The sequence below is a fragment of the Pantoea sp. X-Soil-TKNS-1280 genome, assembly GCF_059730475.1.
The window spans coordinates 2,553,989-2,568,492 of record NZ_AP035962.1 but is presented as its reverse complement, the minus strand read 5'-3'; the positions used below and the strand labels follow the sequence as shown (position 1 = coordinate 2,568,492).

Sequence of the window (14,504 nt, the reverse complement as noted above, 5' to 3'; positions counted from 1 at the left end):
TTTATCCGCTTTTTTTATTTTCCGCATTTTTAACTGCTTATTCCTAAATTGCAGTTGTAATCACAAACTCTTATAGGCAAAAACATCCCCCACCTGCTATACCTGATGAGGTTCATTCAACGGTAGAAGGGAGGGCGCGTAATGACCTTTGCGATCAGTGACGAAGTTCAGCATAAACAGGGCGGACCCACTATGGTGGTGACCGGCTATGCCAGCGGAATGGTAGAGTGTCGTTGGTATGATGGCTACAGCGTGCGCCGTGAGGCGTTCCATAGTGACGAACTCTGTCACTTATCCACAGCGCGCCAGTTGGCCAGCTAACCGCCTCCGGGACGGATTTTTGCCGTCCCGTGTTATTCAGCGAACTATCTGATTTTCATTTGATTCCCGCCTGTACGATTTTTCTCCTGCTGACTACACTGTTTTCATTCGCCTTTTTCCGGAGCATGGTTGCTGATGGCACAATCGCCACTTCCCCGGCAGTCGGGCAATCCTTTTTTACCGGTTCACCTGTGTTTTTTTGCGGTTTTCCTTTTCTCCGCTTTTCTCACGGTTCATGAAGCGCTGGAACTCAAAAACAATTACGAAGATCGTCAGCGTGCGCAACTGGCGGAAATACAGAAAAGTCTCGACAGCCAGTTCCAGGAAAGCGTTGACGAATTGGTCTACTACGAGAAAATGCTCAGCTATGCGCTGATGCATCCGCTCGATTCAGACAATGCGCGCGAAGCCGTTACGCGCTTTAAGGATCTCCGTCAGCAACCGCAGTGGCAGCTACAGCTGAATAGCCCACGCAGTATGCCGCTTAACGGTGTCAGTGATGAGTGGCTGAAACGGGACCCTTTATTGCAGCGTGATGCAACGCGCATCGACCAGGAAATCCGTGCAGCGCTGGAATTCAGTTTTATTATGCAGTTCAGCGATCCTGACCACGATTTTCATTCGCGCTTCTGGTACATCTCACGCGCCGGGTTTTACATCAGTTCGCGGCCGCCGCAAAGCGCGCAGGAGCTGGAGCTGAGTTACGCCACTATGGTGCAGCGTAACTATTTCCGCGCGCTTGCCCCGCCACAAACTCCTGCCAATCGCCTGCGCTGGACCAGCGGTTATCAGGGATTATTTAATGAAGGCCTGATGCTGACCCTGAGCACACCGATTATCAGCAATGGTTACTGGTATGGTGTGTTGTCGATGGATTTCCCGCAGGCACGGATTCGCGATCTGATGGCGAAAACGCGCCATACGTTGTTGCAGGGCAATATGGTATTCCTGGACAGGAAAATGGATGAAATCGCCCGCCTGCATGCGCCGGATGAAGTTCCCCTCAACCCTGAACAACGGCAGCAATTATTAGGTCGGATGCAACACGAACCGAGTGGGATTCTGCGGCTTGGGACGAAATTTGCCAGCTGGAGCAAACTGGAAAATGTAGAGGGTTATATTATCAATGTGCAAACTCTGAAGCAGGGGATGCAGCAGGAGTTAGGTCGCGTCTCTTTGTTCCTGTTTGGCATGTGGATGTTGTTTGTGCTGCTGCTAGCGGTGGCGCATCAGGTGATTTTTCGCCTGGTAAGGCGTATGGACGATCTCTCTGCGCGCCTCACCTGGCGTGCCAACTATGATGGGTTAACCCGCCTGCTTAATCGCAATGCCTTCTTTGAACAATTCGTCGCTCAGGCCGCCCGTTGCCAGCAACAGGGACAGCCGATTTCGGTGATTCAGTTAGATGTTGACCACTTCAAAAACGTGAATGACACCTGGGGGCATCACGCAGGTGACCAGGCGTTGATTCGCGTCGCCAGCGTCATCAGTCATACGCTGCGTAAATATGATAGCGCGGGGCGGATCGGCGGGGAGGAATTCTGCATTGTGCTGCCGGAAACCCGGCTTGAGGAAGCCTCTGCGGTCGCAGAACGTATCCGGGCACGGCTGGCGGCAAAAACCATCCTGGTTAATGCCAGCACCACTTTCAATATCACCTTATCCGCCGGGGTGACCAGCAGCGAGGAGCAGGGTGATTACGACGCCGAAAGCCTGCAAGCCAAAGCTGACAGCAGGCTCTATCTGGCAAAAACCAGCGGGCGTAACCGCGTGTGCAGTAAAGATTAGACTTTACCGTCGTTATCCTCTTCCACTGCCTGATAAATCCGTTGCAGGATATCGGGGAATGCGGATTGCACGCGGCTCCAGCTGGGGATAAAAGGTTTGTCATTCGGGCGTTCAATAAACGCCTGACCGGCGTCGAGAATCGCCTGGGTGAACATCTCCACCGCCGCTTCTTCGATATGCTGGTCGAACTTCAGGCCGTTCATGGTGGCTTCGTGGTTGTAGATTTCCATCATATCCAGCGCATTGCGGTAGTAGGTGGCTTTCAGCACCCGGAATGAATCGCTGGTCAGAGGAACCCCCATCGTCGCCAGTTTACGCAGCAGCGACTGCACAATGTCGTTACTCATGCGTTTCAATCCACCGGTACCATCCTCTTCCGACAACGGCTGATGCTTATGATCATAGTTATCGGCGATCTCAACCTGACAGCTCTGGCGGGTAGTGTAATTGCGATAAATCTCCGACAGCACCCCAATTTCCAGCCCCCAGTCACCGGGAATCTTGATGTTATTCAGCACATGGGTGCGCATGGCAAATTCGCCAGACAGGGGATAGCGGAAGCTGGCGAGGTAATCGAGATACTCCGAATGGCCGTAGACTTTTTGTAATGAACGCAGCAACGGACCGACCAGCAGACGGCCAACACGCCCGTTCAGTTTGCCCCCCGCGACGCGTGCGTAAAAACCTTTGCAGAACTCATACTGAAAAGCCGGGTTAGCCAACGGATAGAGCAGACGGGCGAGCATGCTGCGTTCATAGGTGACGATATCGCAGTCGTGCAGGGCGACACAGCTGGTCCGGTCAGAGGCCAGGGTGTAACCGGTGCAGAACCACACGTTGCGGCCTTTGCCTGGCTGGCTGGGGGATAAGCCCTCTTTATCCAGCTCGGCATCCAGCGCCTTCAGCCGTGGTCCGTCATTCCACAGAATCCGGTGGCGTTGTGGCAGGCGGGAGAAAAAGTCACGGGCAAACAGAAACTGATCGCGGTCGGCACGATCAAGCCCAATGACGATTTCATCGAGGTAGGGCACTTTCGCCAGTTCGTTGACGATATTATCCAGTGCCGGACCTTCCAGTTCGGAAAACAGCGACGGTAAAATCAGCCCCATTTTGCGTTTACGTGCAAAGCGCACCATCTCTTTTTCCAGCGATTCAACGCTGCGGTGGGTGAGATTATGAAAGTTAGTAATCACGCCATTCTGGTAAAAATCACTCATCGCCTCATCCTTCTGATTAGCTGTGCGGCCCGTTAATCGGGTTGGGCAAGAAAATAATCCAGACCTTCACGCCAGCCCTGCGGGCCAACATGTGCGGTGTGGTAGACGTTTTCAACATCATCGCGCTGCAGGATGACCGGCGTTTTACTGAACCCCTTAATCACCACGGCATAATCGACATCTTCCAGCATCGGCGCATCATTGGGACCATCGCCTAAGCCAATGGTGATACGCGTCTGGCCTTCCTGGCGGGCAAGATGTTGTTGCAGACGTTGCAAGGCGATGCCTTTACCACTGCCCTGCGGCATGACATGCCAGAAACGCCCCCCCTGGGTTAACGCCAGCCCGAGTGGTGTCAGTGCGGCGCGAAATTCTTCAAGACGGGTGGGGTCATCGCGCCACAGCACGACTTCGGAAGCCTCGCGTAACCGACTCTGTCGCGCTTCGGCAGGCGTCAGCCCGGTGAATTTCGCCACCTCCATGTCGCTGAAATCATGAAAGCCAGTGAAGTGAAATCTCCTCTGCAAAGTTTTCAGTTGCTGGCAGAGATCGAGATAGTCACGGCTCGGGTCTTCGGGCAGGGTTTGTTCACCGCCCAAGGCGAGCCGGGCACCGTTTTCAGCGATAAAGGGGGCCCCGGCAATGCCGAGTTTCTTCTGTAACGGGATAATCTCGGCAGCGGTTTTGCTGGAACAAATCACCAGCGGGATTTGATGTTGTTTCAGGCGTATCAGCCATTCGCTGGCAGCATCCCAGCGATAATCGTGATGGTCCAGCAGCGAACCATCGAGGTCGGTGACAATCAATAGCGGTTGGTCAAGACTGACCATCATCACACTCCTTACCCCTCGGGTATGCGTAAAGCGAGGAATTATCAGTATAATAGCGTAATCGTGATCACAGTTTTTCGCCTGTCAGCGTGCAACGGGGCTGAGAAAAATCCGAAAACGCAGTGATAGCAGAATTGTGCATGCTGGATGATTGTGCAGAAAAAAGGCAGCAAAGGCGCGGTGTTTTCGGTAACAACCTGCGTGGCAAGCGCGCATGACGTTGCATCTCCAGTAAGTGCTGGCTCTTGTCTTATTCAGACCAGCGCGTAATCTGGCTGCTGTGTTAGAGATTTTCCTGGTGTAACGAATTTAACGCTTTATCTTTACCCGGCCATCCCGCCGGGTATTTTTTTGCCGCGAAGGTTAGCGGTTGACTTCGGTGATGGTGTAATCGCGGATATCCAGTTCAAAGGCCTCCGCCAGCTCGGTATAGGAGTCGAAAGATTCACCCCCCACCTTTACGCGGTGCGCGTGCTCGGGTTCCATATACTCTTTCACCTCACCCGAGGTTTTTTCCTGAATAGCCTGAAGCAACGCTTCAACATCGATATTCACTTCACGCTGAACGTTATCGCTGTACTCTTTTGCAGTTGCCATCATCAGCCTCCTGAAAGGCGCAAGGGGTCTTAAAACAGTATAGACGGCAGGGAGAAATGGGCGGGCGGCTTATTGACGGGCAAAAAAAAGCCCGCGCTGCGCGGGCAAAAATCCTTGTTACTTTTAGGTTGACTGCGCCTTTGGGGTTGGTGCAGTGCCAAAAATTCTACGCGCTGAGGGCGTCAAAAGTCTCGCCACTAAACGTTAAGAAAGTGAAAATCCCTTACCGGGCACATCGTTAGTCGTTCTGACGTGCGAATCATCTGATGCTGATCGCGATCACGCAGTTGCCCATTTCTTCCGTTACACTGTGTCCGAGGCACTATTTCTGGAGAGTAATCAATGAAGGTCAATGACCGCGTGACGGTAAAGACAGACGGCGGTCCACGCCGTAGCGGGACAATCCTGGCGGTGGAACCCTTTAACGAAGGGGTGATGTATCTGGTGGCGCTGGAGGATTATCCGCTGGGTATCTGGTTCTTTAATGAAAGCGATCATGCGGAAGGGATATTTGTCGAACCCTATGCAGGGGATTAATGAGTTGCACCCGTAGCGGCGCGATTTATCGCGCAGGTTTTTCCGTTAGAACGCACGGGACTGCGCGATAAATCGCGCCGCTACGGGATGTTATTGATATCTAATGCTTAAAACGTTTCCCAGTTATCGTTACTGGTAGCCGCCAGTGCCGGACGTGGGTTAAACGTTTTTGGCATGGGTTGCACAAGAGATGTGGGCACCAGCAATCCCGGGCTGTCATTTAAACGGAATGCCGCCACGGCCTGCGTCAGTTTGCCCGCCTGATCTTCCAGCGATGCCGCCGCCGAAGAGGCTTCTTCCACCAGCGAGGCGTTCTGCTGCGTCACGTTATCCATCTCAGTCACAGCCAGACTCACCTGCTGGATGCCACGGCTCTGCTCATCTGAAGCGGCGGCAATTTCCGCCATAATATCGGTCACCCTGCGTACCGCCTCAACAATCTCGCTCATGGTGGCACCCGCCGCGCCGACCTGGCTGGAGCCATTGCTGATCAGTTCAACCGACTCGCCAATCAGCGACTCAATCTCTTTCGCCGCCTGGGCGCTGCGCTGTGCCAGGCTGCGCACTTCGCTGGCGACCACAGCAAAACCGCGCCCCTGTTCACCGGCTCGCGCAGCTTCAACCGCAGCGTTCAGTGCCAGAATGTTGGTCTGGAAGGCGATGCTGTTGATCACATTGGTAATCTCAGCAATTTTCTTTGAGCTGCCGGAAATGTTGTTCATGGTTTTCACCACGCCGTTAACCAGCTCACCACCGCTGCGCGCTTTGCCGGAAGCATCCGCTGCCAGCTGGCTGGCATGATGGGCGTTTTCTGCGTTCTGCTTCACCGTGGCCGTCAGTTGTTCCATGCTGGCCGCCGTTTGCTCCAGCGCAGAAGCCTGTTCTTCGGTACGTGAGGAGAGGTCGGTATTACCGGCAGAGATTTCACTGGACCCCTGATAAATAGCCACCGCCCCTTCACGGACCGTGCCGACGGTACGTACCAGTGAAGCCTGCATCAGTTGCAGATTATGCAGCAGGCTACCAATTTCGCTGCGGCCCCAGTGCTGTTCCGGCGCGGTCAGGTCGCCCTGCGCGATGCGTTCAATGCGCGCCACGGATTGACGCAGCGGGTTAATCACCACGCGGCGCAGGAACAGGAAGGTCAGCAGCACCAGCACCAGCGCGGCGGCAAATGCCGCTGCCATCGCGATAAAACCGATGCGGGATTGATGTGCGGCCATGGCGTTAATGGCATCTGCCCGGTCGGTGCGAATCTTAATCGCCTTCAGTAACACCGCGTTATACGCATCATCCAGCTTGCGCGTTACGTCGGTTTCCTGCGCGATAATTCCTTCAAAGCTGCCTTGTTTTGCCGAGTCGATCATCGGCTTCAGTCCTTTATCGATATAGGCATTGAAGCGTTCGGTTAGCGGTGCATCCAGTGCCAGATCTTCTGCGGTTTTGGTTTTACGGTCCATATACAGTTTGAAGCCAGCACGAGCCTGTTCAATGCGCTGCTCGGTGCGCGCCAGATCGGCACGGTAGCCATCCATCTCACCGATACGTGCTGCCGCGCCGGACTGGATCACATTCAGGCGGGCGGTGCGTAAGTGGTTGGAACTGTTGGAAATCCCCATGCGGATTTGAATTTCATCCGTGGCGTCATTCAGCGACGTATTGCTTTGAATCAGAAAGTAGCTGGCGAGTCCAATGCACAGGGCAAAAAGCAGCAGAATGCCACCAAAGATCATGCTGAAAAGAGGCATCAGGCGCAGGTTCTGCCAGATGCTGAGCTTATGTTGCTCATCAATCGATGCTGTTTTCATATCCTTGCTCTCAGTTAGGTTGGTGTGCTGAAGCTAACATCGGCAAGGCAGGAGAAAGGATTAGATGGCAGAGTGGGATCTGCATCGCAAAACGGATAAAACGTAAAAAAGGGCTAATCCGCTGATTAGCCCTTATTTTTACCGTGTGAAATTATCGCACGTTGACATAGATGCCAGAAGTAACATTATCCGTCAGACGCACAACATGGTAAATAACCTGTTTATTGTGGGTCTTAATTTTGCGTTTAATATTACCTTTGTGTGACGAAACTGTTTTCGCCTTAATTTGCATCTTATCTGAAATCTGAATGGTGTCGTGGCCTGACATCCACATTTTCAGCATGTTCGATTCCGTCTGGCTTAATGTCAGAGGGTGAATATCAAGTCCAGCTGAAATTCGCGGCGCTGCATTGAGTTTCTTTTGCAGGTAGGTGCCAAGTAAGGAGTCCAGGGTCGATGTTTTAATCGATTTTGACGTAATAATCAGGTTCTTACGAACGTAGAGATATTCCTCAAAATGGATGTTTGAAATCGCCATGAAGATGAAAAATAAGGTGTCAGGGTGCTGCATGATAATGCCGCGAATACGATCACTGGAATCGGATTCATGAATGAAACACTCTTCGTTAATAAATACCACTCCGGGTTTTAGCTGCTCACAGCGTTGCTGCAATTGCTCAATGTCCGACACGGAGGTAATATTTTTCTTTTTAACTCCTTTTGCGGACATATAGTCCGATAATCCCAGGCGTGTGTAGTTGCATGAATCCATAATAATCGTTGGCATGTTAGCGACCCTCACCAAATTTGTTATCCGTTTAAATCAACGATGAATTACGCGTTTGCGGTACGAGAGAGATTTCCAAAGACACTTTTTTATTCTGCTCAGCAGTCTGGCGACTCGTACGCCATAATGACTCTTCCCTGACCCGTCCTGCGAAGTTTGTTGTGTTACTTCACGTCACTCTTGTCCCCGCGATAGTGGGAATCGCCGGGAAGTTGCCTTAAGTACTAAGATCGCACTGTTTTTGCGAGCCATGTCACTATCGCGCATGTCACAGACAAATCTGATAGGACAAATCTTAAAAACATTTGAATTGCGAAAGTGTGACGCTTCAGCGAGTGTTGACAATGCCGTAAAAAAAGAATTCTTACAAGAAAAATCGCTGTTAAATTTTTTTTGTTCAAAAACAATCTTTTGGGCATTTTCTCAACGAATCCACACGTTTAGGTATCGTAGGATTCGTCTGACTAAAATACTTGAACCGTCGTTTAATAAGAATAATTTTCACCATAAATGCGCATTTATCAGAATATCCTCAGTTGATTTCTGAGAAATATGGTTCGAAAAATGCACAAATAGATTTTGAATCCTTAACTATCACTTAAGAACGGCTACAGAATCGTTAATCATCCTTGCCGGGAGAGTTCTGACATGAACTGAGCGAGCAAATCAAAGACTTCGCTGAAGAGATGTTCGCAGAAGGGGGCGAGCAGAGGCATCATCAGACCCAGGCTGAGGATACCCACAGATAAGGTTATCGGGAAGCCCACTACGAAAATTGATAACTGTGGTGTAACACGGTTTAACAAACCCAGGGCCATGTTGATCGTGAGGAGCAGAACTATCAAAGGCAGCGCTAACATCATGCCGTTAAGGAAAATTAATCCCGCTGCCTTCACCAGCGCCATAAAGGCGTTGGCGTTAAGGGGGTGATCGCTGATCGGCATGGTGTGAAAACTATCAACCAGCATCGAGATCAACCACAAATGACCGTTAAAGGTCAGGAACAGCAGCATCGCCAGCATATCAAGGATACGCGCCAGTACCGGCATATTGAGGCGACTGGCGGGATCAAAGAACGTCGCGAACGACAGCCCCATCTGCAAACCAATCACTTCACCCGCCATGCGCACCGCACCAAAGGCAAACTGCATGGTCAGACCGAGGCCGACACCAATCAATATTTGCTGCAGCAGCAGCCAGAAACCGGCAGCGCTAAACAGCGTCACGTTAACCGAGGGCAGCAGCGGCATCAAAATCCAGGTGGTGAGCACTGCCAGGCCAATTTTGACGCGGTTAGGAATGCTTTTTTCACTCAAAACCGGTGCGCTGGCAAACAATGCCAGCAAACGCACCATCGGCCAGAAAAACTGGCTGACCCAGTGGACCAGTTGGCTGCTGTCGAGGGTAATCATTAACCGATGATATAGGGCAGGTTGCTGAACAGGTTGCGCATGTAATCCAGGATCAGATTCAGCATCCACGGGCCAGCAATCACGGCGGTGGCGGCAACGGCGAGAATTTTAGGGATAAACGACAGCGTTTGTTCGTTAATCTGCGTAGCGGCCTGCAACACGCTGATGATCAATCCGCTGACCAGCGCCACCAGCAACATCGGGGCGGCCATCATCAGCGCGATACGCATCGCTTCCTGTCCCATTACCATTACCGATTCGGGTGTCATGTTGCGCTCCTGTGTTGAGAAAAGTGGCGAATGACGCCACTCAGGAATAGAAACTTTGTGCCAGTGAACCCACCAGCAACTGCCAGCCATCCACCAGCACGAACAGCATCAGCTTGAACGGCAGCGAAATTGAGGCCGGTGGCACCATCATCATCCCCAGCGCCATCAGCACGCTGGCAACCACCAGGTCGATAATCAGGAAGGGGATAAAGACCGAGAAACCAATCTGGAAGGCTGTTTTTAGCTCGCTGGTCACATAGGCAGGCAGCAGGATGCGCATCGGCACGGCTTCCGGTCCCTGAATCGGTGGCGTGTTAGCCAGACGGGCAAACAAGGCGAGGTCGGCTTCGCGGGTTTGACGCAGCATAAAGTCACGCAGCGGTTGCGCACCTTTATCAATGGCGACATCCATGCTGATCTTGTCCTGACTGAACGGCAGATAAGCATCGGTATAAATTTTGTCGAAGGTTGGCGCCATGATGAAGAAGGTCAGAAACAACGCCAGACCGACCAGCACCTGGTTCGGCGGGGCTGACGGCGTCCCCAGTGCGTTGCGCAACAAACCAAACACAATAATGATGCGGGTGAAACTGGTCATCATCAGCAACACTGCCGGAAGAAACGACAGGGAGGTGATAAATACCAGCGTCTGCACCGGCAGCGACCAGCTCTGGCCACCGTTTGCCAGCGGCTGGCTTACCAGACCTGGCAGTTGCGCATGGGCAACCGGTGCCAGCAACAGCAGCGGCAGAAGGGGAAGCAATCGACGCATCATTGGGGTTTTCCGGGGCGTTTAACTAAAGTCTGTAGCAACTGACGAAAATCCTGCGCGGGCGCCGGGGGAGCCGAAAGATCTTCCGGTGCAATCGGCGGCAGGCTGTGCAGATGGGTAATTTGCTGCGTAGTCACGCCAAGTACCAGACGGGCATCCGCGGTATCGACAATCACCACCCGCTCCTGCTTGCCGACCAGTACGCTGGCGCTGACTTTCAGCGCCTGACCGTTGACCGTTTTCGGCGCAAAACCGAGGCGGCGTGCCAGCCAACCGCAGGCGAGGATCAGCAGGATAATCACCGCCAGCACGCTGCTGACCTGGCCTACCACCGAACCGGTTGAAACCACCGGTTCGCTATGGATTACCGGCTGACCGGTTTGCGCATCTTTTAACATTATTAGCGGCTCAGACGACGCATACGTTCGGATGGGGTGATGATGTCAGTGATGCGCACGCCATATTTGTCGTTGACCACGACGACTTCACCCTGGGCAATCAGGTAGCCGTTGATCAGAATATCCAGCGGTTCACCGGCCAGTCCATCCAGCGCCACCACTGACCCCTGGGTCAGACGCAGCAGCTCTTTAATGGTCATCTTGGTGCGACCCAGTTCCACAGTCAGTTTGACCGGGATATCCATGATCAGATCGATGTCCTGCAATGAACCGCTGGCCGCACCGCTTTCGAGCGATTTGAACACGCCATCGCTTTGCTCAGGCGCACTGGTTGCCGCCTGCTCGTTCATTGCTGCAGCCCACAGATCGTCCGCGGAGATGTCGTCATCGGACGGTTTCTTGCTGTCACTCATTGGGCTGTTCCTCATTCAGCGAATTCAAAATCGGGTTAATCAGGTGCTCGACACGCAGCGCATACTGGCCATTTAACGTGCCGTACTGGCTGGTCAGCACCGGTACGCCATCTACGTGTGCGATGATGCGATCCGGCTTCTCAATGGGCAGGACGTCACCAGGTTTCAGTTGCAAAATACGTGACAGACGCAGCGACACATCGGCGAAGTGGGCAATCAGCTCCAGCTCCGAGTGCTGCACCTGTTTCACCAGATTGTCACGCCAGTGGTTATCTTCCTGACGGGAGTTTTCCAGCGGGGGATTGACCAGCAGCTCGCGCAGCGGCTCAATCATTGAAAACGGAATACAGATGTTGAATTCACCCACCAGGTTGCCAATTTCCACCTGGAACGGGGTATTCACCACGATGTCGTTCGGTGAAGTGGTGATATTGGTGAACTTCACCTGCATCTCGGAACGGACATATTCCACATCCAGCGGATAAATCGCTTTCCATGCATCGCTGTAACCTTCCAGCGCCAGCTTCAGCATGCGGCGGATTACGCGCTGCTCGGTATGGGTAAATTCGCGGCCTTCCACTTTGGTCGGAAAGCGGCCATCACCACCGAACAGGTTATCCACGGCGATAAACACCAGACTCGGCGAGAACACCACCAGCGCGGTACCGCGCAGCGGTTTCAGGTGGATCAGGTTCAGGTTGGTCGGCACCGGCAGGTTGCGGGCAAACTCATGGTACGGCTGAATCTTGATCGCCCCAACGCTGATATCCGGGCTGCGACGCAGCAGGTTAAACAGCGCCATACGAAAGTGACGGGCAAAACGCTCATTGATGATCTCCAGTGCCTGCAAACGCTCGCGTACTACGCGGCGCTGGGTATTGGGATCATAGGGACGAATATCACCATCGCCCCCGGTGGAACTCTTCTCTACTTCCGCGCTGTCACTGTCGCCATTGAGCAGCGCGTCAATCTCAGCCTGGGAGAGAATGCTATCGCCCATTAAATCACCTCAAAATGAAGGCGGTAAACAGCACGTCACTGACCACCTGCGGAGGTTGACCCTTTACCAGCGGCGGTGACAGCACCTGTTTGATTTGATCAACCAGGGCCTGTTTGCCTTGCTCCGATGCCAGTGAACTTGCGCTCTGGCGGGAAAGCAGCAACAGCAGGCGGCTGCGCACTTCCGGCAGGTAGTCATTCAGCCGACGACGGGTATCCTCATCGGGCAGACGCAGCGTAAAGCCCACGTACAGCACACGGTCAGGATCGTTGTCAGGATTGACCAGGTTAACCGTAAAAGTATCCATTGCAAAAAATACGGGGGCGGGTGGCGGCTCAACTTTCGCCACTTCCGGCTTACCGCCCTCGTGTTTATTCATCATTCGCCAGACTGCATAGCCTGCCACGCTGCAAGCGGCCAGCGTCACAATCAGTAACACCGGAATTAATATTGAACGTTTGCGGCCTTTAGCTTTCGCGTTATCAGACATGTTTGCAGTTACTTCCTGTGAATTATGGGCAAGCCTTTCGGCTCGCCTGGACAGATTATCCCGCGTCTTAAGTCAAACAATGGGAAGAAAAGACGCGGGTTTTACGCTTACCTTCAGCGTTAGCCGCTGTCAGGCAAAGATATCGACAGCGCCGTTGCCGGTCGCGCGCGCCTGGAGGGCTGCCGGGACGGCAATAGGCGTTATCTCGTTTTCACTGTCCTGGGAGAGGGTAAAGCTACCGTATTGTCCATCACGGCGACCTTCCTGCTGGCCCTGATAATTCTGGCCCTGTGCGGAGGCGTCGCTGCTGACATTACTCTGTCCCAGGTTGATGCCGCTCTCCGCCAGCGCCGTTTTCAGCTGTGGGAGAGCCGCTTCCAGCGCGGCCCTCACATGGCTGTGGCTGGAAACCATATTTAACTGTGCCTGATCCTTATCGAGGGTCAGGCTGATCTGAATTGCACCCAGGTCCTCCGGGTGCAGACGCAATTCGGCGTTTTGCTGCCCATTGCGGCTGAACATCACAATCTGCTGACTCAGCGCCTGCTGCCACTCTGCGCTGCCGAGTTGCGCGTTGAGCATCGGGGTCGATGGCGTAGCGCTGGTCGACGCGGTGCTGCTGGTCAGGGTACTGGTACTGCTTAATGGCGCGCTGGTGATCGGGGTGGTCGTGTCACTGCTGTTGCTCAGGTCACGCTTATCATCCGTCTTCGCCAACGTGCTCAGCACCTGCTGGAAACTTTCATCCAGCGTCAGGGCCGTGCTGTTCGTGCTACTGTTACTGCTACTGGCCGTGCTACTGGTGGCCGTTGTGGCGCTGGTCTGCGCGGTTAACGCATCCGCGACATCACTGGTTTTCTTCGCCGTTACTGTTGTGGTGGCCGCCGTTGTCTCGGGCTGTTCATCCTTCATGGCGCTGGCCAGCGAATTGAGTAACGAGCTATTCAGGCTGGCGTTTTTATCGCTGGTGCTGTCACTCAGCGCGCTGGTTGCTGCTGTCTGCGTGGTTCGGTTTTCTACCGCAGCTGGCAACATGGCGAACAGGGCCTGAACATTCTGTAAGTCGCTGGCGCTTAACGAACTTGCCTCACTCTTATCCTTATCATCGGCTGATTTCAGCGTGGCTTTAATATTTTCCGGTTGTAAAAGTGCGTTCAGGGTCTCTGGTTTGTCCAGTGCCTCCATCAGCGCACTCAGCGAGACACCTTTGTTGGATTTTTCATCGCTTTCTGCTGATGAATCAGCCGATTGCGTGCTGGTGCCTTGTTGTTGCGCCAGCGTGAGCAGCTTATTTCCCAGCGCGGTGACGAAGTCCTGCGGCAGGTTTTCCACCCCCTGCAGAATGTCCGTCGAAACTGAAGTGTCCGCATCACCCGCAGTCGGGGTTTGCGTCACCACTGTTGGCAGCGTAATCATTCGCCTTTCCTCAATGCAGCCCGTTGGGCGTATTCATCCATCCGTTTCTGGTCGAGACGGTTTTCCTGTCGTAAAGCGTTTTCGGCAGCGCGGGTGATTAGCGTTTGGTAGGCATTGAGCCGCTTTTGCTTTTCGCGCCAGTTGTTGAGAGCCTGATCGAGACGCTTCTCCCATTGCTGCAGCTGTTGGCGATGCTGTTCAATGGCTTTTTCCAGCGTCTGAATAAATTGGTGGTAGTTGGTCCAGCGGGTGCTGGCGATGCCACCTGACATGTCCTGATTTAACTTGTTGCGATATTCATCCTGGTAATCGAGCAGCATATGCAGCTGCTCGTCCGCCTGTTGCTGACCGCGGCGCATATCACCGAGATGAATAACCGCTTTTTCCAGGTCCTGTTCCGCCAGATCGCGCAATGTATCAATAGCATTGGCCGTTTTCATTGCATTCCC

At 53.3% G+C, this 14,504-nt stretch carries 17 protein-coding genes; 3 read left to right on the top strand and 14 right to left on the bottom strand.

Annotated elements, in window-relative coordinates:
* The first annotated feature begins 141 nt into the window (after positions 1 to 141).
* Both AC6I8X_RS11980 and dgcQ read left to right on the top strand, forming a co-directional pair.
* Positions 142 to 321, top strand: a complete 180-nt coding sequence (locus AC6I8X_RS11980; protein ID WP_313686189.1) for a YodC family protein — start codon at positions 142 to 144, stop codon at positions 319 to 321.
* A gap of 135 nt (positions 322 to 456) precedes the next feature.
* Positions 457 to 2,109, top strand: coding sequence for a cellulose biosynthesis regulator diguanylate cyclase DgcQ (dgcQ, locus tag AC6I8X_RS11975; protein ID WP_497839848.1), 1,653 nt, complete (start codon positions 457 to 459; stop codon positions 2,107 to 2,109).
* Here the strand turns inward: dgcQ and AC6I8X_RS11970 are convergent.
* From AC6I8X_RS11970 to AC6I8X_RS11960, 3 genes are all read right to left on the bottom strand, one after another.
* The gene (locus AC6I8X_RS11970) at positions 2,106 to 3,326 is read right to left on the bottom strand and encodes a glycosyltransferase family protein (RefSeq protein ID WP_208715474.1); all 1,221 of its coding nucleotides are present in this window, start codon (positions 3,324 to 3,326) and stop codon (positions 2,106 to 2,108) included. The two genes, dgcQ and AC6I8X_RS11970, sit on opposite strands and share 4 nt — an antisense overlap.
* Positions 3,327 to 3,358: 32 nt before the next feature.
* Entirely contained in the window at positions 3,359 to 4,156 is a 798-nt protein-coding gene (locus AC6I8X_RS11965) for a mannosyl-3-phosphoglycerate phosphatase-related protein (RefSeq protein ID WP_313686205.1), read from the bottom strand.
* Between the two features lie 363 nt (positions 4,157 to 4,519).
* Positions 4,520 to 4,753: a DUF2525 domain-containing protein gene (locus AC6I8X_RS11960; protein ID WP_084875628.1), complete on the bottom strand. Its 234-nt coding sequence runs from the start codon at positions 4,751 to 4,753 to the stop codon at positions 4,520 to 4,522.
* A gap of 342 nt (positions 4,754 to 5,095) precedes the next feature.
* Between AC6I8X_RS11960 and dsrB the strand changes: the two genes are divergently transcribed.
* Positions 5,096 to 5,290, top strand: a complete 195-nt coding sequence (gene dsrB, locus AC6I8X_RS11955; RefSeq protein ID WP_299449565.1) for a protein DsrB — start codon at positions 5,096 to 5,098, stop codon at positions 5,288 to 5,290.
* Between the two features lie 107 nt (positions 5,291 to 5,397).
* Here dsrB and AC6I8X_RS11950 read toward each other — a convergent pair whose 3' ends face one another.
* The 11 genes from AC6I8X_RS11950 to fliJ form a co-directional block, all read right to left on the bottom strand.
* A complete protein-coding gene (locus AC6I8X_RS11950; RefSeq protein WP_497839847.1) occupies positions 5,398 to 7,098 on the bottom strand; it encodes a methyl-accepting chemotaxis protein in 1,701 nt (566 codons plus the stop codon).
* Between the two features lie 151 nt (positions 7,099 to 7,249).
* A complete protein-coding gene (gene rcsA, locus AC6I8X_RS11945) occupies positions 7,250 to 7,885 on the bottom strand; it encodes a transcriptional regulator RcsA (protein ID WP_013509559.1) in 636 nt (211 codons plus the stop codon).
* Between the two features lie 623 nt (positions 7,886 to 8,508).
* Positions 8,509 to 9,297 carry a flagellar biosynthetic protein FliR gene (fliR, locus tag AC6I8X_RS11940; RefSeq protein WP_299449567.1) on the bottom strand — a complete coding sequence of 263 codons (789 nt, stop codon included), beginning with the start codon at positions 9,295 to 9,297 and terminating at the stop codon, positions 8,509 to 8,511.
* Positions 9,297 to 9,566 carry a flagellar biosynthesis protein FliQ gene (gene fliQ, locus AC6I8X_RS11935; RefSeq protein ID WP_299449568.1) on the bottom strand — a complete coding sequence of 90 codons (270 nt, stop codon included), beginning with the start codon at positions 9,564 to 9,566 and terminating at the stop codon, positions 9,297 to 9,299. Before fliQ ends, fliR begins: the two co-directional genes overlap by 1 nt.
* A 40-nt stretch (positions 9,567 to 9,606) precedes the next feature.
* Positions 9,607 to 10,338, bottom strand: coding sequence for a flagellar type III secretion system pore protein FliP (gene fliP / locus AC6I8X_RS11930; RefSeq protein ID WP_313686208.1), 732 nt, complete (start codon positions 10,336 to 10,338; stop codon positions 9,607 to 9,609).
* Complete coding sequence (gene fliO, locus AC6I8X_RS11925; RefSeq protein ID WP_497839846.1) at positions 10,338 to 10,736, bottom strand: flagellar biosynthetic protein FliO; 399 nt, start codon at positions 10,734 to 10,736, stop codon at positions 10,338 to 10,340. The genes fliP and fliO overlap by 1 nt, the downstream gene beginning before the upstream one ends.
* A gap of 2 nt (positions 10,737 to 10,738) precedes the next feature.
* Positions 10,739 to 11,149 carry a flagellar motor switch protein FliN gene (gene fliN / locus AC6I8X_RS11920; RefSeq protein ID WP_084875614.1) on the bottom strand — a complete coding sequence of 137 codons (411 nt, stop codon included), beginning with the start codon at positions 11,147 to 11,149 and terminating at the stop codon, positions 10,739 to 10,741.
* Complete coding sequence (gene fliM / locus AC6I8X_RS11915) at positions 11,142 to 12,149, bottom strand: flagellar motor switch protein FliM (RefSeq protein ID WP_013509553.1); 1,008 nt, start codon at positions 12,147 to 12,149, stop codon at positions 11,142 to 11,144. Before fliM ends, fliN begins: the two co-directional genes overlap by 8 nt.
* A 4-nt stretch (positions 12,150 to 12,153) precedes the next feature.
* Complete coding sequence (fliL, locus tag AC6I8X_RS11910; protein ID WP_416412231.1) at positions 12,154 to 12,639, bottom strand: flagellar basal body-associated protein FliL; 486 nt, start codon at positions 12,637 to 12,639, stop codon at positions 12,154 to 12,156.
* Between the two features lie 129 nt (positions 12,640 to 12,768).
* Positions 12,769 to 14,055 (bottom strand): flagellar hook-length control protein FliK, encoded by a 1,287-nt coding sequence (locus tag AC6I8X_RS11905; protein WP_497839845.1) that lies wholly within the window; start codon positions 14,053 to 14,055, stop codon positions 12,769 to 12,771.
* A complete protein-coding gene (fliJ, locus tag AC6I8X_RS11900; protein ID WP_299449572.1) occupies positions 14,052 to 14,495 on the bottom strand; it encodes a flagellar export protein FliJ in 444 nt (147 codons plus the stop codon). Before fliJ ends, AC6I8X_RS11905 begins: the two co-directional genes overlap by 4 nt.
* Positions 14,496 to 14,504: the final 9 nt, after the last annotated feature.